The sequence below is a fragment of the Noviherbaspirillum phoenicis genome, assembly GCF_047237965.1.
Lineage (GTDB): Bacteria > Pseudomonadota > Gammaproteobacteria > Burkholderiales > Burkholderiaceae_D > Noviherbaspirillum_A.
In genome coordinates, this window is the sequence record NZ_JBDFLX010000001.1 from 2,532,543 (window position 1) to 2,552,084 (window position 19,542).

At 63.4% G+C, this 19,542-nt stretch carries 17 protein-coding genes; 8 read left to right on the top strand and 9 right to left on the bottom strand.

Going from position 1 to position 19,542, the window contains the following annotated elements:
• Positions 1-12: 12 nt before the first annotated feature.
• Positions 13-1,221: an amidase gene (locus ABC383_RS11450; protein WP_413014047.1), complete on the top strand. Its 1,209-nt coding sequence runs from the start codon at positions 13-15 to the stop codon at positions 1,219-1,221.
• Positions 1,218-1,949, top strand: a complete 732-nt coding sequence (locus ABC383_RS11455) for a GntR family transcriptional regulator (RefSeq protein WP_413014049.1) — start codon at positions 1,218-1,220, stop codon at positions 1,947-1,949. The genes ABC383_RS11450 and ABC383_RS11455 overlap by 4 nt, the downstream gene beginning before the upstream one ends.
• A 143-nt stretch (positions 1,950-2,092) precedes the next feature.
• Here the strand turns inward: ABC383_RS11455 and ABC383_RS11460 are convergent, their stop codons facing one another.
• From ABC383_RS11460 to ABC383_RS11485, 6 genes are all read right to left on the bottom strand, one after another.
• Positions 2,093-2,329, bottom strand: a complete 237-nt coding sequence (locus ABC383_RS11460) for a hypothetical protein (protein ID WP_413014051.1) — start codon at positions 2,327-2,329, stop codon at positions 2,093-2,095.
• Positions 2,330-2,721: 392 nt separating this feature from the next.
• Positions 2,722-3,870 (bottom strand): IS481 family transposase, encoded by a 1,149-nt coding sequence (locus ABC383_RS11465; protein WP_413012297.1) that lies wholly within the window; start codon positions 3,868-3,870, stop codon positions 2,722-2,724.
• Positions 3,871-4,250: 380 nt separating this feature from the next.
• A complete protein-coding gene (locus ABC383_RS11470) occupies positions 4,251-4,694 on the bottom strand; it encodes a gamma-butyrobetaine hydroxylase family protein (protein WP_413014052.1) in 444 nt (147 codons plus the stop codon).
• Between the two features lie 16 nt (positions 4,695-4,710).
• Positions 4,711-5,136: an HIT family protein gene (locus ABC383_RS11475; RefSeq protein ID WP_413014054.1), complete on the bottom strand. Its 426-nt coding sequence runs from the start codon at positions 5,134-5,136 to the stop codon at positions 4,711-4,713.
• Positions 5,133-9,134: a DUF3683 domain-containing protein gene (locus tag ABC383_RS11480; RefSeq protein ID WP_413014056.1), complete on the bottom strand. Its 4,002-nt coding sequence runs from the start codon at positions 9,132-9,134 to the stop codon at positions 5,133-5,135. Before ABC383_RS11480 ends, ABC383_RS11475 begins: the two co-directional genes overlap by 4 nt.
• Before the next feature lie 135 nt (positions 9,135-9,269).
• Entirely contained in the window at positions 9,270-9,758 is a 489-nt protein-coding gene (locus tag ABC383_RS11485) for a YqaA family protein (protein WP_194711461.1), read from the bottom strand.
• A gap of 184 nt (positions 9,759-9,942) precedes the next feature.
• Here ABC383_RS11485 and ilvA point away from each other — a divergent pair, with 184 nt between their 5' ends.
• The 6 genes from ilvA to ABC383_RS11515 all read left to right on the top strand — a co-directional run bounded on the left by ilvA (position 9,943) and on the right by ABC383_RS11515 (position 15,662).
• Positions 9,943-11,481, top strand: a complete 1,539-nt coding sequence (gene ilvA / locus ABC383_RS11490) for a threonine ammonia-lyase, biosynthetic (RefSeq protein ID WP_413016315.1) — start codon at positions 9,943-9,945, stop codon at positions 11,479-11,481.
• Between the two features lie 64 nt (positions 11,482-11,545).
• A complete protein-coding gene (queF, locus tag ABC383_RS11495) occupies positions 11,546-12,388 on the top strand; it encodes an NADPH-dependent 7-cyano-7-deazaguanine reductase QueF (RefSeq protein WP_413014059.1) in 843 nt (280 codons plus the stop codon).
• A gap of 210 nt (positions 12,389-12,598) precedes the next feature.
• A complete protein-coding gene (locus ABC383_RS11500) occupies positions 12,599-13,072 on the top strand; it encodes a PTS sugar transporter subunit IIA (protein WP_194711458.1) in 474 nt (157 codons plus the stop codon).
• A gap of 49 nt (positions 13,073-13,121) precedes the next feature.
• Positions 13,122-14,063 carry an HPr(Ser) kinase/phosphatase gene (hprK, locus tag ABC383_RS11505; RefSeq protein ID WP_194711457.1) on the top strand — a complete coding sequence of 314 codons (942 nt, stop codon included), beginning with the start codon at positions 13,122-13,124 and terminating at the stop codon, positions 14,061-14,063.
• 62 nt (positions 14,064-14,125) lie between these two features.
• Positions 14,126-14,998 (top strand): RNase adapter RapZ, encoded by an 873-nt coding sequence (gene rapZ, locus ABC383_RS11510; protein ID WP_413014061.1) that lies wholly within the window; start codon positions 14,126-14,128, stop codon positions 14,996-14,998.
• A 25-nt stretch (positions 14,999-15,023) separates the two neighbouring features.
• On the top strand, positions 15,024-15,662 hold the full coding sequence (locus ABC383_RS11515) for an LON peptidase substrate-binding domain-containing protein (RefSeq protein ID WP_413014063.1): 639 nt from the start codon (positions 15,024-15,026) through the stop codon (positions 15,660-15,662).
• Positions 15,663-15,750: 88 nt separating this feature from the next.
• Here ABC383_RS11515 and ABC383_RS11520 read toward each other — a convergent pair whose 3' ends face one another.
• The 3 genes from ABC383_RS11520 to ABC383_RS11530 form a co-directional block, all read right to left on the bottom strand.
• Positions 15,751-16,353, bottom strand: a complete 603-nt coding sequence (locus ABC383_RS11520) for a hypothetical protein (RefSeq protein WP_413014065.1) — start codon at positions 16,351-16,353, stop codon at positions 15,751-15,753.
• 116 nt (positions 16,354-16,469) lie between these two features.
• The gene (mutY, locus tag ABC383_RS11525; RefSeq protein ID WP_413014067.1) at positions 16,470-17,567 is read right to left on the bottom strand and encodes an A/G-specific adenine glycosylase; all 1,098 of its coding nucleotides are present in this window, start codon (positions 17,565-17,567) and stop codon (positions 16,470-16,472) included.
• Positions 17,564-19,510 (bottom strand): dynamin family protein, encoded by a 1,947-nt coding sequence (locus ABC383_RS11530; RefSeq protein ID WP_413014068.1) that lies wholly within the window; start codon positions 19,508-19,510, stop codon positions 17,564-17,566. The genes mutY and ABC383_RS11530 overlap by 4 nt, the downstream gene beginning before the upstream one ends.
• Between the last annotated feature and the right edge of the window lie 32 nt (positions 19,511-19,542).

Here is a 19,542-nt window from a genome sequence, read left to right on the forward strand (position 1 = left end):
CAACACGACAGCATGTTTCCGATTCAAGACCACGTTGGCGCATGGGTGCCGCATGGCCGTTTCCGCATCGACGGCGCGGCTTGCGGCCCGCTGAAGGGCTTGCGGTTCGCGGTCAAGGACTTGTTCGACGTCGCTGGCCATCCGACTGGCGCCGGCAACCCGGCCTGGCTGGAAAGCCATGACCATCCCGTGCGCAGCAGCCCGCTGGTCGAGCAGTTGCTGGCCGCCGGCGCAACGCTAGTCGGCAAGACCCTGACCGACGAGCTGGCCTACAGCATCAATGGCGACAACGCGCATTACGGCACGCCCGTCAACAGCGCCGCGCCGGATCGGGTGCCGGGCGGATCGTCTTCCGGTTCGGCGGCGGCGGTGGCGGCGCACCTGTGCGACTTCGCGCTCGGCACCGACACCGGCGGCTCCACGCGGGTGCCGGCCAGCTATTGCGGCGTCTGGGGCTTGCGCACGACGCATGGCCTGCTGTCGCGCGACGGCCTGGTGCCGCTGGCGCCCGGCTTCGACACGCCGACCTGGCTGGCGCACGACGCCGCCACCTTCCTCGAGGTGGCCCGGGTGCTGCTGCCGGCCGACTCCACGCAGTTCAGGCGCGTATTGCTGCTGGAAGATGCGCTGGCCCAGGCGGATGAAGCGTTCCAGGCGCCGGCGTTGCGGGTAGTCGACGCGCTGTCGCGTGGCCGTGCTGCGCTGCGCACCCTGGCCACCAGCGGCGGCGGCGCCGACCAGCTCGAAAACTGGCGCCAGACCTATATCACCGCGTCGGCATGGGAAGCGTGGCAAACCCACGGCGACTGGATCGCCGCGCATGAACCGCGTTTCAGCCCTGCCGTGGCGTCGCGTTTCGCCGCTGCCAGCGACATCAGCGCAGACACCGGGGCGCAGGCGTCAGCGCGCCAGGCCGCGATCCGCGCTTCGGTGCGTGCCCTGCTGGGCAACGATGGCGTCGCGGTGCTGCCGTCGGCGGCCAGCGTGGCGCCACGGCTGGATGCTTCCGGCGCCGAAGTCGACGCGGTGCGCGCCCGCACCTTCCGCATCACCTGCGTGGCTGGACTGGCAGGATTGCCGCAGGTAAGCTTGCCCTTCGTTTCCGCCGCCGGCCTGCCAGCCGGGATCTCGCTGCTCGGACCGGCCGGCAGCGACCTGGCGCTGGTGGAACTGGCGGTGTCGATATGGCAGCAGCTACAGGAGCCCGGCAGGCCATCATGAGCAAATCCCCACCCGAGATCGCCTCTCCGCTTCCGCGCCCGGACGAGCCTTCCGGCGCGTCCGATGCCATGGTGCGGCACATCTACCAGACCGTGTTCGAGCGCGTGATGAGCCAGCAGCTGGCGCCCGGCACCAAGCTGCCGGAGGCGGCCCTGTGCCAGCTGTTCAATGTCGGCCGCACCACGGTGCAGAAGGCGCTGCAGAAGCTGGCCCACGATCACATCGTCGAACTGCGGCCCAACCGTGGCGCGATCGTCGCCATGCCCACGCCGCAGGAGATGCACGAGATCTTCGAAGCGCGCCGCACGCTGGAGGCATCGATGCTGGTGCTGGCGGTCAGGCGCGCGACGAAGAAGGACATCGCGGCGCTGCGCCGGCACCTGAAGGAAGAGCATGCAGTGATGCATACCTGGAAGCAGACCGACTGGGCCAGGCTGGCCAGCAGCTTTCACCTGCGGGTGGCGGAACTGGCGCGCAATCCCATCCTGCATCGTTATCTGGCAGAGCTGCTGTCGCGCTGTTCGCTGATTGTGGCCCTGCATGAACCGGGCGGCCATGCCAGCTGCGAGCACGAAGAGCATGCGCGCGTCGTCGAATGCATCGCCAACGGCGACGAAGCCGGCGCGGTGCAGGCCATGGAAGAACACCTGCAGGAACTGGAGCAACGCATCCGGCTGGTGGCGCAGCAGCCTGGCAACAGCCTGGCGCGGATGTTGGGAGTGGAATAACGATGGAATAGCTTGAGTCGCATGCGCATACGGCAGGGACGTTTCGTTGCAATGGCCGTTCGAATTTGCCGCAGCGTGGCATCAGGACAGAATGGTGCTTCACCATGGGTCGATGGGACAGTGGCCGGGGATGCGATCCGGGTTTACGTTGTGTGATGTGGCGGGGGCGAGGAGCCGTTGCCGTTGCCGTTGCCGTTGCCGTTGCCGTTGCCGTTTCCGTTGCCGTTGCCGTTGCCGTTGCCGTTGCTTCTGCTTTTGAAGTTGCCGTTGCTTTTTAATCCCGTTGAGCGCGCCGTGACGTCGGTGCGTGGAGCGGGAAAAGGTGCGGCGTCTGTCTGAGTCAAGCGCAGCTTGGCGAGTTTAGCCGCGCCCCGCTCCATGCATCGACGGCACGGGGACCCTCGCGCAGCGAGGGCGCGATCACCGGGTCGCCTTTTCTTGCCTACTTCTTTTGGCGAAGCAAAAGAAGTAGGTCGCCTGCCGGGGCGAACTCCCGGCCTGGTCATGACGATAGTGTGATCGTGTTGCTTCACCCGGCGTAAAGACGTCACTGCGAAGCAGCAGTTGCTTTTGAAGTTTGAAGTTGAAGTTTCAATACGAACATCAACAACAACACCGACAGTGCTGCCCGTGCCTTGCTGGGTGACGCAAAGCGGCTGCACTGCCGTGGAGACAAGCCGGGAATCCGTCCCGGCGGCCGGGTCACTTTTTTTGCTTCGCTGTATAGACCGGGGACATAGGTTACACATGTGCCGGGACATGGGTAACAGATTTAATCGTGCTTTTCGGCATTGCGCAAGTCGATTTGGCCAAATCGCTGATGCGCAAAGTACAGGTCATAAATGCCGTCCTGGCCTGACAGGGCGCGGGCCGCAATACGATGCCTGTGCAAGGCGCTGGAGACGCGAAAGCTGCGCTTGTGGAACTTCACATGCCCGTTCCACCCGACGGTCTCCACCAGGTCTTCCTGCGGATAAACAATCTCTGGCAATCGCTCGGGATAGGCCAGACGGCTTTGCCGGAACCGGGTTACCGGCGTGGCCATGCCGATGGCTTCATGCGGCCGCTCGTTGTTGTAGATCATTCGCCAGCGGTCGAATGCGTTCTGGACCTCCTCAAGGTCAACGAAGTGACGCCCGTGCAGCACATCTGCCTTGAGCGTGCGATGGAAACGTTCGTCCTTGCCATTGGTCTGTGGATGAGCCGGACGACTGTGACTGATGCGAATGCCCAGCTGAATCAACCAGATGGTGAGCTTGGTGATGCCATGCTCGTGCTGCGACGGACTGCCCCATGGAGAACCGTTGTCAGCGTTGATCCGTACTGGCATGCCGTGATGGCGAAAGGCAGTTTCCAGAGCTGCCTGCACAGTGGCAGTGTCCGGGTTCAGGCAAGCCTGCAGGACGATGTTGTAGCGTGAATGATCATCCAGCACGGTCAGTGGATGACACGTGGCCTGGCCGGTCTGGAAATGGCCCTTGAAGTCGATCTGCCAGAGATCATTGGGCTGGGCATGCTCGAAGCGCTGCCAGGCGGTGCTGTTTGCGCTTGCCTTTTCTGAGATCAAGCCATGTCGATGCAGAATCCGGGTAATGGTGCTGGGGGTTGGCACCTGGATGTGACCCTGATTGAGCAGGCTGCGATGAATCTTGCGGCCGCCCCAGGTGGGGTGTTTCAGACGCACCTTCACTACCAGCTCTTCGTTTGCCTGGCTGGTACGCAGTGGCGTATTGCAGGGTCTGCGCGAGCAGTCCTGCAGGCCAGCAGGGCCCTGCGTCATGCTGCGTTCACGCCATTTGTATCCTGTCTTGCGACTGATTCCAAAACGCGTGCATAGGGCACTGAAGTTCACGCCATCCTGCTGCGCTAGCGCCGTAAATTCTTGTCGAAGGGTCATCATGTCAACGTCTTTCCAGGGCATGGTTAGAGAATCCTTTGGCTTGATATGGAATACGCCAAAGTGTTACCCATGTCCCCGGTCTATACACTTCGCCAAAAAAAGTAACCAAAAAAAGGCGACCCGGTGATCGCGCCCCGCTAGCGCGGGGTGCCCGTGCCAGCGGTACCCGGAGCGGGGCGCGGCTAAACTCGCCAAGCTGCGCTTGACTCAGACAGACGCCGCACCTTTTCCCGCTCCGGGCACCGCTGACACGGCGCGCTCAACGGGACTTCACGGCAACTGCAAAAACAACGGCCACTTCAACGTCAACGTCAACGTCAACGTCAACGTCAAAAGCAACCGCAACTGTCGCTGCGCGTACGTCAAAAGCAACTGCAGCTGCAAGTTTGCTTCACCGTGCCTCAATGCCCGCCGCACCCATGTCCATGCCCGCCCGCCTTGGCCGGCGCCATCGCCAAGTCACGCCCCGCCTCGCGCCCATGCCCGGCCGCATCCAGCCGCGCCAGGTAGTCTTCCCACAGTTCGGCCTGGTTATTGCCCAGCCAGTACAGGTATTCCCAGGAATACATGCCGGTGTTGTGGCCATCGTCGAAATGCGGCTGCACCGCGTAATTGCCGACCGGCTCCAGCGCGGTCAGGTCCACGTTGCGCTTGCCGGTCTGCAGGGTTTCCTGGCCGGGGCCGTGGCCGCGCACTTCGGCCGAGGGCGAATACACCCGCAGCAGTTCAAAGGGCAGCGAAAATTTCGCGCCATCGTCAAAGGCAATATCGAGCAGGCGCGACTGCCTGCGCACCGCGAGTTCGGTCGGCGTTGGCGCCGGTGGTGTCTGTTTCGAGCCAGCCATGTTGTCAGTCTCCAGATTATTGTGCGGTCTGCCGCGCCAGCGCATCGCGCAGCGCGGCCAATTGCGCGGTGCGCGCTGCCAGCGTGGCGGCGTCGGTGGCGCGCTGCGCACTGGCCCACACCGGCGAAGGGAAATGCGCATCGTCGGCAAAGCGCGGTATCACATGCCAGTGCAGGTGCGGCGTCATGTTGCCCAGGCTGGCCAGGTTGATCTTGTCCGGATTCATTACCTCGCGCAGCGCGGTCTCGACCTTCATCACCATCTGCATCATTGCGCTGCGCTCGGTCGGCGCGAGATCGGTCATTTCCTTTACATGCGTCTGCCAGATCACCCGGCAAAAGCCGGGATACTGCGCATCGTCGACCAGCACCACACGCAACTGGTGATCGCGGTACAGCTCCTCGCCGCCGCTGCCCTCGCACAGCTCGCAGGCCGCCGTCATACCAGCACCCGCTCGATGCCGCCGCTGTTGGCGCGGCCGACATAGTCTTCCAGCCAGGACGGTCCCAGCAGGTGGCGCGCCATCTCGACCACGATGTAGTCGGCGGTGGTGCCGGAGTCTTCGTTGTAGCGCGACAGGCCCTGCAGGCAGGACGGGCAGGACGTCAGCACCTTGACGTCGCCGGCGAAACCATCGGCCCGTACCTTGGCCACGCCCTTCTCCATCTCGGTTTCCTTCCTGAAGCGGATCTGGGTCGAGATGTCCGGCCGCGACACGGCCAGCGTGCCGGACTCGCCGCAGCAGCGATCGTTCTTCTCGATCTTCTGCGCGTCGACCGTCGTGATCAGGGAATTGACGGTTTTGAGCGGGTCCTGCAGCTTCATCGGCGTATGGCAGGGGTCGTGGTACATGTAGCGCACGCCATTGACGCCTTCGAGCTTGACGCCCTTCTCCATCAGGTATTCATGAATGTCGACGATGCGGCAGCCGGGGAAGATCTTCTCGAATTCATAACCCTGCAACTGGTCGTAGCAGGTGCCGCAGGACACGATCACGGTCTTGATGTCGAGATAGTTCAGCGTGTTGGCCATGCGGTGGAACAGCACCCGGTTGTCGGTGATGATCTTTTCCGCCTTGTCGTAATTGCCCGAGCCGCGCTGCGGATAGCCGCAGCACAGATAGCCCGGCGGCAGCACGGTCTGCACGCCGACGTTCCACAGCATCGCCTGCGTTGCCAGCCCCACCTGCGAGAACAGCCGCTCCGAGCCGCAGCCGGGGAAGTAGAACACGGCCTCGGTATCGGCGCTAGTGGTCTTGGGGTCGCGGATGATGGGGACGATCTTGTCGTCCTCGATATCGAGCAGCGCCCGCGCGGTCTTCTTGGGCAGGTTGCCCGGCATCTTCTTGTTGATGAAGTGGATCACCTGCTCGCGCACCGGCGGCTTGCCGTGGGTGGCCGGCGGCGCCTTGGTCTGCTTCTTCGCCAGCTTCTTCAGCACCTCGTTGCCCATGCGCTGGGCCTTGTAGCCCCAGCCCATCATCACCTGCCGGGTGGCGTTGATGGTGGCCGGGTCGGTGGCGTTCAGGAAGAACATCGAGGCCGCGGTGCCGGGGTTGAAGGATTTCTTGTCCATCTTGCGCAGCAGGTTGCGCATGTTCATCGACACGTCGCCAAAGTCGATGTTGACCGGGCAAGGCGTGACGCACTTGTGGCATACCGTGCAGTGGTCGGCCACGTCCTCGAATTCTTCCCAGTGCTTGATCGACACGCCGCGCCGGGTCTGCTCCTCGTACAGGAAGGCTTCCACCAGCAGCGAGGTGGCGAGGATCTTGTTGCGCGGCGAGTACAGCAGGTTGGCGCGCGGCACATGGGTGGCGCACACCGGTTTGCACTTGCCGCAGCGCAGGCAGTCCTTCACGCTGTTGGCGATGGCGCCGATGTCGCTCTGCTGCATGATCAGCGACTCATGGCCCATCAGGCCAAACGACGGCGTGTAGGCATTGCGCAGGTCCGAATGCATGTTCGGGTCGTTCAGCAGCTTGCCCTTGTTGAAGCGGCCTTCCGGATCGACCCGGTGCTTGTACTCGCGGAATTCGACGATCTCGTCCTCGGTCAGGAATTCCAGCTTGGTGATGCCGATGCCATGCTCGCCGGAGATCACGCCGTTGAGCGAGCGCGCCAGCGTCATGATGCGCGCCACCGCCGCATGGGCGTCCTGCAGCATCTCGTAGTGGTCGGAGTTGACCGGCAGGTTGGTATGCACGTTGCCGTCGCCGGCATGCATGTGCAGCGCGACGAACACGCGGCCGCGCAGCACCTTCTTGTGGATCGCGGTGGATTCTTCCAGGATGGGCTTGAAGGCGCCGCCATTGAATATCTGGCGCAGGCCGGCGCGCACTTCACTCTTCCACGACACCCGCACCGTGCGGTCCTGGGTGACGTCGAAGACGGTCGCCTCCGGCTGCTGCGCCAGGCGCTCGTCGAAGGCGGCAGACAGCTTGTCCAGGCCCAGCACCGCGAGGTCGGCCCTGGCCGCGGCCAGCGGCTTGTCCATATTGGCCAGCAGGTAGGTCCAGCGCGCATGCACGCCGGCCAGCAACTGCTCGGCCTGGCTGACCCGGTCTTCCAGCAGCTCGGCCGGCGGAATGCCGCTGCCTTCGGCATCGTCGCTCTTGCCCAGCGGCAGGTTGCCCCTGGCGAAGAAGGCGCGCAGTTCATCGACCAGCTGCAGCTTGTTCTTGATCGACAGCTCGATGTTGATGCGCTCGATGCCGTCGGTGTACTCGCCCATGCGGTTCAGCGGGATCACCACGTCCTCGTTGATCTTGAAGGCGTTGGTGTGCTTGGCAATGGCCGCGGTGCGGGCGCGGTCGAGCCAGAATTTCTTGCGGGTTTCCGGGCTCACCGCGACAAAGCCCTCGCCGACGCGGGTATTGGCGATGCGGACCACTTCCGAGGCGGCGCGCGCCACCGCGTCTTCGTCGTCGCCGACGATGTCGCCGAACAGCGCCATCTTGGGCAGCACGCCGCGCTTGGACTTGGTGGCATAGCCGACCGCACGCAGATAGCGCTCGTCCAGGTGCTCCAGGCCAGCCAGGATGGCGCCGCCCTTGGCGGTCTCGCCGTCGAGGTAGTTCTTGATCTCGACGATCGATGGGATCGCGTCGCGCGCCTGCCCGAAGAATTCCAGGCAGACGGTGCGGGCATGTTTCGGCATGCGATGCAGAATCCAGCGCGCCGACGTGATCAGGCCGTCGCAGCCTTCCTTCTGGATGCCGGGCAGGCCGGAGAGGAACTTGTCGGTCACGTCCTTGCCCAGGCCTTCCTTGCGGAACACCTTGCCCGCCACTTCGATCACTTCCGAGCGGAACGGCTGGTTGCTGCGGCCGCGCGCCGCCGGCTTGGTCCATTCCAGCCGGAACTTGACCACCGGCGCGTCGTGGATCTTGCCGAGGTTGTGCTCCAGGCGGGTCACTTCCAGCCAGTCGCCGTTCGGGTCCACCATGCGCCAGCTCGCCAAGTTGTCCAGCGCGGTGCCCCACAGCACGGCCTTCTTGCCGCCGGCGTTCATCGCGATGTTGCCGCCGATGCAGGACGCCTCGGCCGAGGTCGGGTCGACCGCGAACACCAGGCCGGCCTTGTCGGCCGCGTCGGACACCCGCTTGGTGACCACGCCGGCGCCGGTGTAGATGGTGGCGTACTCGCGGTCCACGCCGGGCAAGGTCATCATTTCGACTTCGCCCAGCTGCTCCAGCTTCTCGGTGTTGATCACCGCCGACATTGGCGTCAGCGGAATCGCGCCGCCGGTGTAGCCGGTGCCGCCTCCGCGCGGGATGATGGTCAGTCCCAGTTCGATGCAGCCCTTGACCAGGCCGGCCATTTCCTCTTCGCTGTCGGGCGTCAACACCAGGAACGGGTATTCCACGCGCCAGTCGGTGGCGTCGGTGACATGCGACACCCGCGACAAACCGTCGAACTTGATGTTGTCCTTTTCGGTGTAGCGGCCCAGCACCTTCACCGCGCGCTTGCGCAGGTCGTAGGTCTGGCGGAATTCCTCGCCGAAGTCGGCCACGGCCTTGCGCGCCGCTTTCAGCAGGATTTCGACGCTGTCGCTGCGCTGCTGCGCATCCATCTCGGCGCCGTCGCTGCCGTCGCTGCCGTCGGCAGCGAGGCGGCGCTTGTCGACTTCGCCCAGCCTGTGATTCAAGGCGTCGATCAGGGCCTGGCGCCGTTTCGGATTGTCCAGCAGGTCGTCCTGGAGGTAGGGATTGCGCCGCACCACCCAGATGTCGCCCAGCACTTCGTAGAGCATGCGCGCCGAACGGCCGGTCTGGCGCGCGCCGCGCAGCGCGTCCAGCAGGCGCCAGGACTCTTCCCCCAGCAGCCGGATCACGATTTCGCGGTCGGAAAACGAGGTGTAGTTATAGGGAATTTCGCGCAGCCGGGTCGGAGCCGGCACGTCGGACAATAAAGCCTGGATTTGAGCTGGAGCGTTCATCAGAGGGGAATTGAGGAGGGACTGACGCCAAACGCGCATTCTAGCGTATTGCGTCGCATCAGGCTGAGGGCATCGCCATTCGGAAACCGCCCCGATTCGCCCCTTCCGCCGGTCAGCGTGACAGTGCGAAAACGATCAGAACAATTCCGCGATGCGCCGCCAGAAACCGTCGGGCACATACAGCAGCGCGGCCGTCATCATGAAATAACGCAGGAACTTGCCGATGGCCATGTAGCCCACGCTGGGCCAGAACGGCAGGCGCAGCCAGCCGGCCACGGTGCAGATCGGGTCGCCCACGCCGGGCAGCCAGGACAGGAGCAGGGTCTTGGCGCCATAGCGCTCCAGCCAGTGAAACCAGCGGGTCTTGCGCTCATGGGCAAATACCTGCTTGGCGCCATAGCCCAGCGCGTAGTTGAGCATGCCGCCCAGCGTGTTGCCGACTGTGCCGACCAGGATCGCCGGCCAGAACATGGCGGCATTGGCCTTGACCACCGCGAACACCGCTGGTTCCGAGCCCAGCGGCACCAGGGTGGCCGACACGAGGCTGATGAAAAACACCGAGGTCAGGCCCACGGCCGGCGCGGCCAGGACGTTGAGCAGCCATTCGATTGCGGAAAGTATCATGCGAAGTCGGACCCGCCTTTTTGGTTGAACTGGTGATCCATGCGGCTCCGGCCTGTGCCGGGGAACGGGTTCCGCCGAGGGGCGTCCATTATAATGTGTTGCCAAGCCGCATGCGCAGAGCCTGCCATGGATCTACGCATGCCTGCCCCGCCCGCGCGCCGCCACGGCGCACAGCAATTGCCTCATCAGCCAGGAAGCCATGACCATCGATTACCTGAAGAAAGTGTTGACCGCCCGCGTCTATGACGTTGCCATCGAATCGCCGCTGGAATTTGCGCCCGGCCTGTCCGAGCGCACCGGCAACCGCATTTACTACAAGCGCGAGGACATGCAGAGCGTGTTCAGCTTCAAGCTGCGCGGCGCCTACAACAAGATGGCCAACCTGACCCCGGCGCAACTGAAGCGCGGCGTGATCTGCGCCTCGGCCGGCAATCACGCCCAGGGCGTAGCGCTGTCGGCCTCGCGCCTGGGCTGCAAGGCGCTGATCGTGATGCCCACCACCACGCCGCAGGTGAAGATCGACGCGGTGCGCGCGCGCGGCGGCGAGGTGGTGCTGTACGGCGACTCCTACAGCGATGCCTACGGCCATGCGCTGACGCTGGAAAAGAAGCAGAAGCTGACCTTCGTCCACCCCTTCGACGACCCGGACGTGATCGCCGGCCAGGGCACCATCGCGATGGAAATCCTGCACCAGCATTCCGGCCCGATCCACGCAATCTTCGTGGCCATCGGCGGCGGCGGCCTGATTGCCGGCATCGCCGCCTACGTCAAGGCGGTGCGGCCCGACATCAAGGTGATCGGCGTGCAGACCACCGATTCCGACGCAATGGCGCAAAGCCTGGCCGCCGGTCGCCGCATCGCGCTGCCGGATGTCGGCCTGTTCTCCGACGGCACCGCGGTCAAGCTGGTCGGCGAGGAAACCTTCCGGCTGGCGAAGATGTATGTCGACGACATCATCGTGGTCGACACCGACGCCGTCTGCGCGGCGATCAAGGATGTGTTCCAGGACACCCGCAGCATCCTGGAGCCGGCCGGCGCGCTGTCGGTCGCCGGCGCCAAGGCCTACATCGAACGCGAGCGCCTGGCCAAACGGCCGCTGAAGAACGAAACCCTGGTAACGATTGCCTGTGGCGCCAACATGAACTTCGACCGCCTGCGCCTGGTGGCGGAACGGGCCGAGGTGGGCGAATCGCGCGAAGCGGTGTTCGCCGTCACCATACCCGAGGAGCGCGGCAGCTTCCGGCGCTTCTGCGAACTGGTCGGCGGGCGCAGCGTCACCGAATTCAACTACCGCATCAGCGACGAACGCGAGGCCCATGTGTTCGTCGGCCTGCAGATCGCCAACCGGGACGAGCCCGGCAAGATCGCCAGGAGTTTCGAAAAACATGGCTACCGTACGCTCGACCTGACGCACGACGAGCTGGCCAAGATGCATATCCGCCACCTGGTCGGCGGCAAGAGCACGCTGGCGCAGGACGAGCTGCTGTACCGCTTCGAATTCCCGGAACGCCCCGGTGCGCTGCTGCGCTTCCTGGCCAGCATGGCGCCGAACTGGAATATCAGCCTGTTCCACTACCGCAACCAGGGCGGCGACGTCGGCCGCATCCTGGTCGGCCTGCAGGTGCCGAAAAAGGAAATGAAGGCATTCCGCGCCTCGCTCTCCAGCCTGGGCTACCGCTACTGGGACGAGAACGACAATCCGGCCTACAAGCTCTTCCTCTGAAACCCTGCGGAACCCCGCCCGGCGGAATCTGGCAAAATGCCGGTTTCCGCCGGATTCCGTCACCATGACCACGCCTGACACGCCGCAAGATTCCCCGCTCGGCAAGCCCGCCACCTACAAGAGCGAATACGATGCTTCCCTGCTGTTTCCGATTGCCCGCCAGGGCAAGCGCAGTGAACTGGGGCTGTCGTCGGGCACGCTGCCGTTCTTCGGCATCGACATCTGGAATGCCTACGAGGTGTCGTGGCTGAACCTGCGCGGCAAGCCGCAGATCGCGGTGGTGAGCTTCATGATCCCGGCCGACTCGCCCAACATCGTCGAGTCGAAGTCCTTCAAGCTCTATCTCAATTCCTTCAACCAGACCCGGCTGGCCGGCGCCGACGCGCTGCTGGAACTGCTGCGCGCCGACCTGTCCGCGGCCACCGGCGCGCCGGTGCAGGTGGCGCTGACCGCGCCCGAGGATTTCGGCAAGCTGAAGATGGGCGAACTCGACGGCCTGCTGCTGGACAGGCTCGATATCGAGGTCGACAACTACAGCCCCGATACCGCGCTGCTCAGGAGCGCCCGCGAGGAAGCGCCGGTCGAGGAAGTGCTGGTGTCGCATCTGCTCAAGTCCAACTGCCTGGTTACCGGGCAGCCCGACTGGGGCAGCGTGCAGATCCGCTATGTCGGCCCCGCCATCGACCAGGAAGGCCTGCTGAAGTACCTGATCGGCTACCGCAATCACAATGAATTCCATGAGCAATGCGTGGAACGCATCTTCATGGACCTGTTGCGCCATTGCCAGCCACAGAAGCTGGCGGTCTATGCCCGCTTTACACGCCGCGGCGGGCTGGACATCAATCCTTGGCGGAGCAATTTCACGACTAGCCAGCGTCCTTCGAACCTGCGATTGCCACGTCAATAATTGTCATTCCTTTTTTACCGGAATGTTTCTCAAATACATTGCCCCGCTGGGATATCGCGTATAAAGTGCGACTGGAAACAGGGACAGCCGCACCCATATACTGCATCAGCGGCCCCAACACGGCCGCCACGGCATAGGCGTTCAGGAGCTTCCTCCTTGCAATGCGCCTATAATCCGCAGCGACAAGCCACTTTTATTGTGCATCGCATCATGACCCACTTCAGCCAGATCCTCCCGATAGAGAATGTCGTGCTCGACCTTGACGTATCCAGCAAGAAGCGCGCATTCGAACAGGCGGGACTGATCTTCGAGAATAATTTTGGCATCGCCCGCTCAACGGTCTCGGACAACCTGTTTGCCCGCGAGCGCCTCGGCTCCACCGGCCTGGGCCATGCCGTTGCGGTGCCGCATGGCCGCATCAAGGGCCTGAAGGCGCCGATCGCCGCCTTCGTGCGCCTTGCCGCGCCGATTCCATTCGAGTCGCCGGACGGCCAACCAGTCAGTCTGCTGATTTTCCTGCTGATTCCCGACAACGTCACCCAGCAGCACCTGGAAATCCTTTCTGAAATCGCCGAGATGTTTTCCGACGACGCATTCCGCACCGGCCTGGCCCAGGATCCCGATGCCAAGGCAGTGCATGACCGCATCATAGGCTGGCAGTCCAGCATGCAGAATGTCGCCTGAATTTTCATCCCGGCCGACCCTGTTTTCCCTTTTTCAGGTGTGAACACCGATGCCGCTTTCCACTCCGCTGTCGATACAGCAGCTCTACGACGATAACCGCGAGGCGCTGCAACTGGGCTGGTTCGCCGGCTTTCCCGGCGGCGAGCGCCTGATTTCCGGCGATGCCGCGTCGGCGGCGGACCAGGTCGGCCACCTGAACCTGATCCATCCGGGGCGCATCCAGGTATTCGGGCACCAGGAAACCGAGTACTACAAGCGGCTCTCGCCGCTGTCGCGCCAGCACCAGACCGAAGAACTGGTGGCCGGCGCGCCGCCGGCATTCATCATTGCCCAGGGCCTGGAAACGCCGGCCTACATCCTGGCGATCTGCGACGAAAAGAATATCCCGCTGTTCTCCACGCCATTGCCCGCGGCCCAGGTGATCGACTACCTGCGGGTTTATCTGTCCAAGAAGCTGGCGCAGCGCATCACCATGCATGGCGTGTTCATGGACGTGCTGGGCGTGGGTGTGCTCATTACTGGCGAGTCGGGCCTGGGCAAGAGCGAGCTGGGCCTCGAACTGATTTCCCGCAATCATGGCCTGGTGGCCGACGACGTGGTGGAATTCGCCCGCATCGCGCCGCACATGATCGAGGGCCGCTGCCCGACGCTGCTGCAAAATTTGCTGGAAGTGCGCGGCCTGGGCCTGCTCGACATCCGCACCATCTTCGGCGAAACCGCGGTGCGGCGGAAGATGCGCCTGAAGCTGATCGTGCACCTTGTCAGGCGCAGCACGCTGGAAGAAAACTACGAGCGCCTGCCGCTGCATTCGCAAAGCGAGGAAGTGCTTGGGCTGCCGATCCGCAAGGTGGTGATCCCGGTCGAGGCCGGCCGCAACCTGGCGGTGCTGCTGGAAGCCGCGGTGCGCAATACCATTCTTCAACTGCGCGGCATCGACACCCTGAAGGACTTCATGGAGCGCCAGCAAAAGGCGATGGACGACGAAGCCTGAGGAAAGGCGCCCGCAGGCCGGCCCCGCCTTTAAATCCGGGCGGTTTGCGGTATCATCGGGCGATGCGCATCATACTCATTACCGGTATATCCGGCTCCGGCAAATCGATCGGCCTCGCGGCTCTTGAAGATGCCGGCTACTTCTGTGTAGACAACCTTCCGCCCACGCTGCTGCGCGCGCTGGTCGAAACCCGGCAAAACGAGGGCGCCACTGCGCTGGCGGTTGCGGTGGATGCCCGAAGCGCGCTGTCACTCGCTGAATTGCCCGCTGACATACGCTGGCTCAAGCAGCAGGGACATGACGTCAAGGTGCTGTTCCTCACCGCCAAGACCGAATCGCTGATCACCCGTTTTTCCGAAACCCGACGCAGCCATCCGCTGTCGCATCGCGAAGCCATCGGCGATGGCGACAAGAGCCCGACCCATCGCCCCACCCTGGTCGAATGCATTCGTCGCGAACGTGAAATGCTGGCCGACGTGGAAGGCCTGGGACAGGTGATCGACACCTCCGGCCTGTCGGCCAACAAGCTGCGCGCCTGGATCAAGGACCTGGTCGGAAGCGACCACTCGCCGCTGACGCTGCTGTTCGAATCGTTTGCCTTCAAGTACGGCGTGCCGCTCGACGCCGACCTGGTGTTCGACGTGCGCATTCTGCCCAATCCGTATTACGACCTGGCGCTGCGGCCACTGACCGGGCGCGATCAGCCGGTGATCAATTTTCTCGATGCGCTGCCGGAAGTGGAAGACCTGATGAGCGACATCCGCCATTTCGTCGAGAAGTGGCTGCCGTCATTCAAGAACGACAACCGCAGCTATCTGACCGTGGCCATAGGGTGCACCGGCGGCCAGCATCGTTCGGTGTATTTCGTCGAGCATCTGGCAGCCCATTTTCAGAACGCCGCGCGGGTGCTGAAACGCCACCGCGAACTGGACTGATTCTTCCTTCTTTTCAGGCTTTCCCATGTCCGACGACACCTGGCTACCGCTGTTTCCGCTCAATACCGTGCTGTTTCCCGGCGGCGCGCTGCCGCTGAGAGTGTTCGAGACGCGCTATATCGACATGGTGCGCGACTGCATGAAGCGCGATGCGCCGTTTGGCGTGGTGCGCATCAAGTCAGGCAAGGAAGTCGGCGTTGCGGCCCAGCCCGACAGCGTGGGATGCCTGGCGCATATCGTCGAGTGGGACATGCCCGAACTGGGTTTGCTGATGCTGCAGACCAGCGGCGGCCAGCGCTTCCGTATCCTGGAAACCCGCACACTGCCTGATCAGCGCATCGAAGCCAGGACGGAACTGATCGCCGACGACGCCGACGCGCCACCGAGCGCCGAACTGGTAGCCTGCGCCACCGCGCTGAAGACCGTCATCAAGGATATCAATGAAGCGGCCCGCGCCAGCGGCGAAGGCGGCTTCAGTCCTTTTCCGGCGGAACTGAAACTGGACAGCACCTGCTGGGTCGCCAATCGCTGGTGCGAGATCCTGCCGATCTCCACGCTGGCGCGGCAGAAGCTGCTGGAACTGACGGATGCGCAAAGCCGTCTGGCCATCGTGCATCAGTATCTGGTGCAGCATGGGATCGTGGCGGGTGACAAGTCGCATTGAAGCGTTGACCAGCGCGATGACCAATCAGCCATAGCCGTGGCTTGCAAAGCCCAATGCGGCATTCCACGGCCGGCAATGGAAAAGCTCATCACATTTTGGGTTCTGCAATAACGGTATGTAGGCCTTTTATTTTGTCATTCCGCACTTCATATTCCACCTTGGCTTGGCTTTCCAAAGCTGGCAGCGCGTCTTTGATTTTGGTGTGACTGACCTTACCGAGTCCGAGGTTTTCGCTTTCCACAAGCAACTTCAGCACCCCTACCATAAGCCGCGTCGTCTGGAATTCCTTCGATCCGTTGCTTCCCATCACGGATGCCTTGCGTGTATAACTCTCTACTCGTGCCGTTAATATTCCCAACAGGGTATCAGCTGCATTTTCCTGTTCGCTTTCCTGCATGTGCAGCAAGCTGATGACGGCGCGCTTGAAGGACTCTAGAGTTACGGTTTCATTGTTCCGTTCTCCAGCACGTGAGTTGTATAACACGCCGTGTAACACCAATTCACCGAAGTTTTCTTTATACGCAATTTGCTCTGCAGTCGGCTCCAACAGCCGTTCAGCGTTTATTTCCCTTTTAGAAAGAACAGGCACCTTCTGATTGGACGGCATGGAACCGCTTACCGTTTCGCCATTGCGCGAATCAAGCTCGTTTACATAATTTGATGATTTGCCCAATCTGGAAGAGGGATCCATTTATCGCTCCGCATCAGGATTAAAAAATTTGAGTACGCTGCGCTAAACAAAAGATCCGAACGGACGGACACTTTTAAACGGAATGCCATTAAGCACGCCTTTACCGGCCCGGCAAATCAACTTCCAAACAGATCCCGCGTCCCCAGCAATTCCACCAGCATCTTCTTCACCGGCGCCGGCAGCGGCGCCTGCGCCAGCTTGTCCACCGGATACCAGACATGGCCGGCCTCGGCCGCCATCGCGTGCCGCTGCGACAAATGGACGCGGTACGGCGCCACATGCAGCTTGAAATGCGTGAAAGCATGGCTGAAGGGCTGCAGTTTTTCGTGCGCCTGCATCACGCCGAAGGGGGCGACCGCGGCCGCCATGCGCTTGTCCCAGTCGTCCAGCGCGACCTCGGGCAAGGACAGCAGACCGCCCCAGATGCCGCTGCCCGGCCGCTGCTCGAGCAACACCTGCCGATCGTCGACGATGACCAGCATGCCGACATGCCGCTCGGGCACCGTCTTCTTCGGCTTCCTGACCGGCAGTTCGGCGGTGCGGCCGGTTTCATAAGCCACGCAGCGATGCGCCAGCGGGCAGCGCTGGCAGTCTGGCCGGCTGCGGGTGCACAGCGTGGCGCCCAGGTCCATCAGACCCTGGGTATAGGCCTGCATGTCCTCATGCGGCAGCAATGCTTCGGCCCGTTGCCACAGCTTGTCCTCGACCGGCTTGGCGCCGGGGAAGCCCTCGATGCCGAACACCCGGCAGAACACCCGCTTCACATTGCCGTCCAGGATGGCGGCGCGGGTGCCGTAGGCAAAGGCGGAAATCGCCGCGGCGGTGGAGCGGCCTATGCCGGGCAGGTCGGCCAGCAGCGCCGGGTCGGCCGGAAAGACGCCGCCGTATTCCGCCACCACCCGCTGCGCGCAGCGATGCAGGTTGCGGGCGCGCGAGTAGTAGCCCAGGCCGCTCCAGTGCGCCATCACCTCCTCGGCCGGCGCCCCGGCCAGCGACCTCACATCGGGAAAGCGCTCCAGGAAGCGCTGATAATACGGAATGACCGCGGCGACCTGGGTCTGCTGCAGCATGATTTCGGAGAGCCAGATGCGATAGGCGTCGCGCGTGTTCTGCCACGGCAGGGCATGCCGGCCGTGCTGCTTCTGCCAGCGCACCACGTCGGCGGAAAAGGACGGGTCCTGCAGCGGGGTATCGTGACCGACGATGCGTTTCATCCGGCAACCATGGATGGCGCCGGCGACGGCGCATCGGCGGCCAGCGCCGCCTTCAGGCCGGACTCGCCCTCGGCCAGCGCCTGCCTGTGGTTTTCCAGGTCGGCCTGCATCCGTTCCAGCGCGGTGACGCGCACGTCCAGGTCGTCGGCCGCGAGATGGATGCGCTCGATCGAATTGCGGCGCTGCTTCAGCTGGTTCTTGTGCTCGCGGATCTGAGCTTCCAGCGGCGCCATCACCACCTTCAGCCAGGCTTCGACGTCGCGGTTGGCCAGCAGCAGGCTTTGCCTGACCCGTGATGCGATCGAGTCGAAGAACTTCTGCATCAATGCCAGCTGCGGCGTGGTCAGCAGCGCGCCCGCGCCGAACTGCTTGTGATACGCAGCCTCGACCGCCGCGATCTCGTCGGCATAGCGCTTGAGTGAAAACGGCATCGGCGTGGAAAGCGCAAAGCCGTGCTCGGCGGAGAAACGGCGGTACATCACCGCCATCATTTCGCTGATCTCGCCGATCTTGCGGCCCGACAGGATCAGGTTGCCCTCGACCTCGGTGAAGAAGCGCTTGACCGCATCGCGCATGCCGACCGAGAACAGGCTGGACTGCATCGCTTCCCGGGTATCGCGGATATTGTTCTTCAGCACGTCGGTGCCGAGATGGGCGAACAGCTCTTCCGACAGGTTGCCGAACACCGTGCGGGTGCCCTGCAGCTTGACCAGGCTGGCATCGAAATCGGCCTTCTCCATGTCGATGCGCTTCATCATGTGCGCCACGATATTCTGGTTCTTGCCGCGCAGGCTCTTCAGCTCGACCAGCTGCTCGACCACATTACGCAGGCGCGACGACAGCAGCGACTGGCGCGAGGCAATCAGCTCCGCCGCCTCGGCATGCAGCTGCGCCTGCATCAGCTCGCGCCGCGCCGGTATCAGCTTTTGCGACAGCGCCGATTCCAGCGCCGGCAACCGGCTCTTTTCCAGCAGCGCGGCGTCGCCGTTGATCTTGGCGACCAGGCCTTTCTGGGCCGACACCGGGTAGACCTGCGAAGCATCCAGTTCCAGCGTCTGGGCAGCGCCGGCGACCTGTCGCGCGATCTGCGCCTCGACCTCGGCGGGGCCGCGCAGCTCGTCCCACATGCTGTCGATCTTGTTCAGCACCACCATGCGGCCGGCGCTGGCGCCGATATGCTCGCGCCAGACATCAATATCGGAGCGGGTCACGCCGGTGTCGGCAGCCAGGATGTAGAGCACCGCGTGCGCGTTCGGAATCAGGTTCAAGGTCAGTTCGGGCTCGGTGCCGATCGCGTTCAGGCCGGGCGTGTCGATGATCACCAGGCCCTGCTGCAGAAGCGGATGCGGAAAATTCACGATCGCATGCCGCCAGCGCGATATTTCCACCAGGCCGTCGGCGCCCACCGCCATGCCACTGTCGGCGTCGTCAGGGTCGTAGAGGCCATAGGCCTGGGCCTGTTCGACCGGCACCCGGCGCGACAGGCTGACCTGGCGGAAGGCTTCCAGCATGCCATCGGTCGACGCCACATCCAGCGGCATCACGGTCCAGGCATCCGGCTGGGCGCGCAGGTCGCTGGTGGAGTGGCTGGTGGCGCGGGTCTCGATCGGCAGCAGGCGGATCGAGGGCGGCAGGCTGGCGTCATACATCAGCTCGGTCGGGCACATGGTAGTGCGGCCCACCGAGGAAGGCAGGATGCGCTGGCCATAGCCGGCAAAGAAGATCGCATTGATCAGCTCCGACTTGCCCCGCGAGAATTCGGCAACGAAGGCCACCGTCATCCTGTCCTCGGCCAGGCGGGCCAGGGTGCGCGCGATGCGCTGCTGGCTGCCTTCATCGGCCAGGCCGGCAGCCTGGATCGCGTCGCGATAGCGTTCGAGCGCGCGCACCACGCCACTGCGCCAGTGGCTGTACTCACCGAATTTTTCAACCAGATTGCTCACGATATGCCTTATTGCTCTACGGAACTATTAAC

Bases quoted from the DNA above. Each gene is read 5' to 3' on its own strand.
- ABC383_RS11450 (WP_413014047.1), top strand. From the start codon at position 13: ATGTTTCCGATTCAAGACCACGTTGGCGCATGGGTGCCGCATGGCCGT.
- ABC383_RS11455 (WP_413014049.1), top strand. From the start codon at position 1,218: ATGAGCAAATCCCCACCCGAGATCGCCTCTCCGCTTCCGCGCCCGGAC.
- ABC383_RS11460 (WP_413014051.1), bottom strand. From the start codon at position 2,329: ATGGAGCGGGGCGCGGCTAAACTCGCCAAGCTGCGCTTGACTCAGACA.
- ABC383_RS11465 (WP_413012297.1), bottom strand. From the start codon at position 3,870: ATGCCCTGGAAAGACGTTGACATGATGACCCTTCGACAAGAATTTACG.
- ABC383_RS11470 (WP_413014052.1), bottom strand. From the start codon at position 4,694: ATGGCTGGCTCGAAACAGACACCACCGGCGCCAACGCCGACCGAACTC.
- ABC383_RS11475 (WP_413014054.1), bottom strand. From the start codon at position 5,136: ATGACGGCGGCCTGCGAGCTGTGCGAGGGCAGCGGCGGCGAGGAGCTG.
- ABC383_RS11480 (WP_413014056.1), bottom strand. From the start codon at position 9,134: ATGAACGCTCCAGCTCAAATCCAGGCTTTATTGTCCGACGTGCCGGCT.
- ABC383_RS11485 (WP_194711461.1), bottom strand. From the start codon at position 9,758: ATGATACTTTCCGCAATCGAATGGCTGCTCAACGTCCTGGCCGCGCCG.
- queF (WP_413014059.1), top strand. From the start codon at position 11,546: ATGACCACGCCTGACACGCCGCAAGATTCCCCGCTCGGCAAGCCCGCC.
- ABC383_RS11500 (WP_194711458.1), top strand. From the start codon at position 12,599: ATGACCCACTTCAGCCAGATCCTCCCGATAGAGAATGTCGTGCTCGAC.
- hprK (WP_194711457.1), top strand. From the start codon at position 13,122: ATGCCGCTTTCCACTCCGCTGTCGATACAGCAGCTCTACGACGATAAC.
- rapZ (WP_413014061.1), top strand. From the start codon at position 14,126: ATGCGCATCATACTCATTACCGGTATATCCGGCTCCGGCAAATCGATC.
- ABC383_RS11515 (WP_413014063.1), top strand. From the start codon at position 15,024: ATGTCCGACGACACCTGGCTACCGCTGTTTCCGCTCAATACCGTGCTG.
- ABC383_RS11520 (WP_413014065.1), bottom strand. From the start codon at position 16,353: ATGGATCCCTCTTCCAGATTGGGCAAATCATCAAATTATGTAAACGAG.
- mutY (WP_413014067.1), bottom strand. From the start codon at position 17,567: ATGAAACGCATCGTCGGTCACGATACCCCGCTGCAGGACCCGTCCTTT.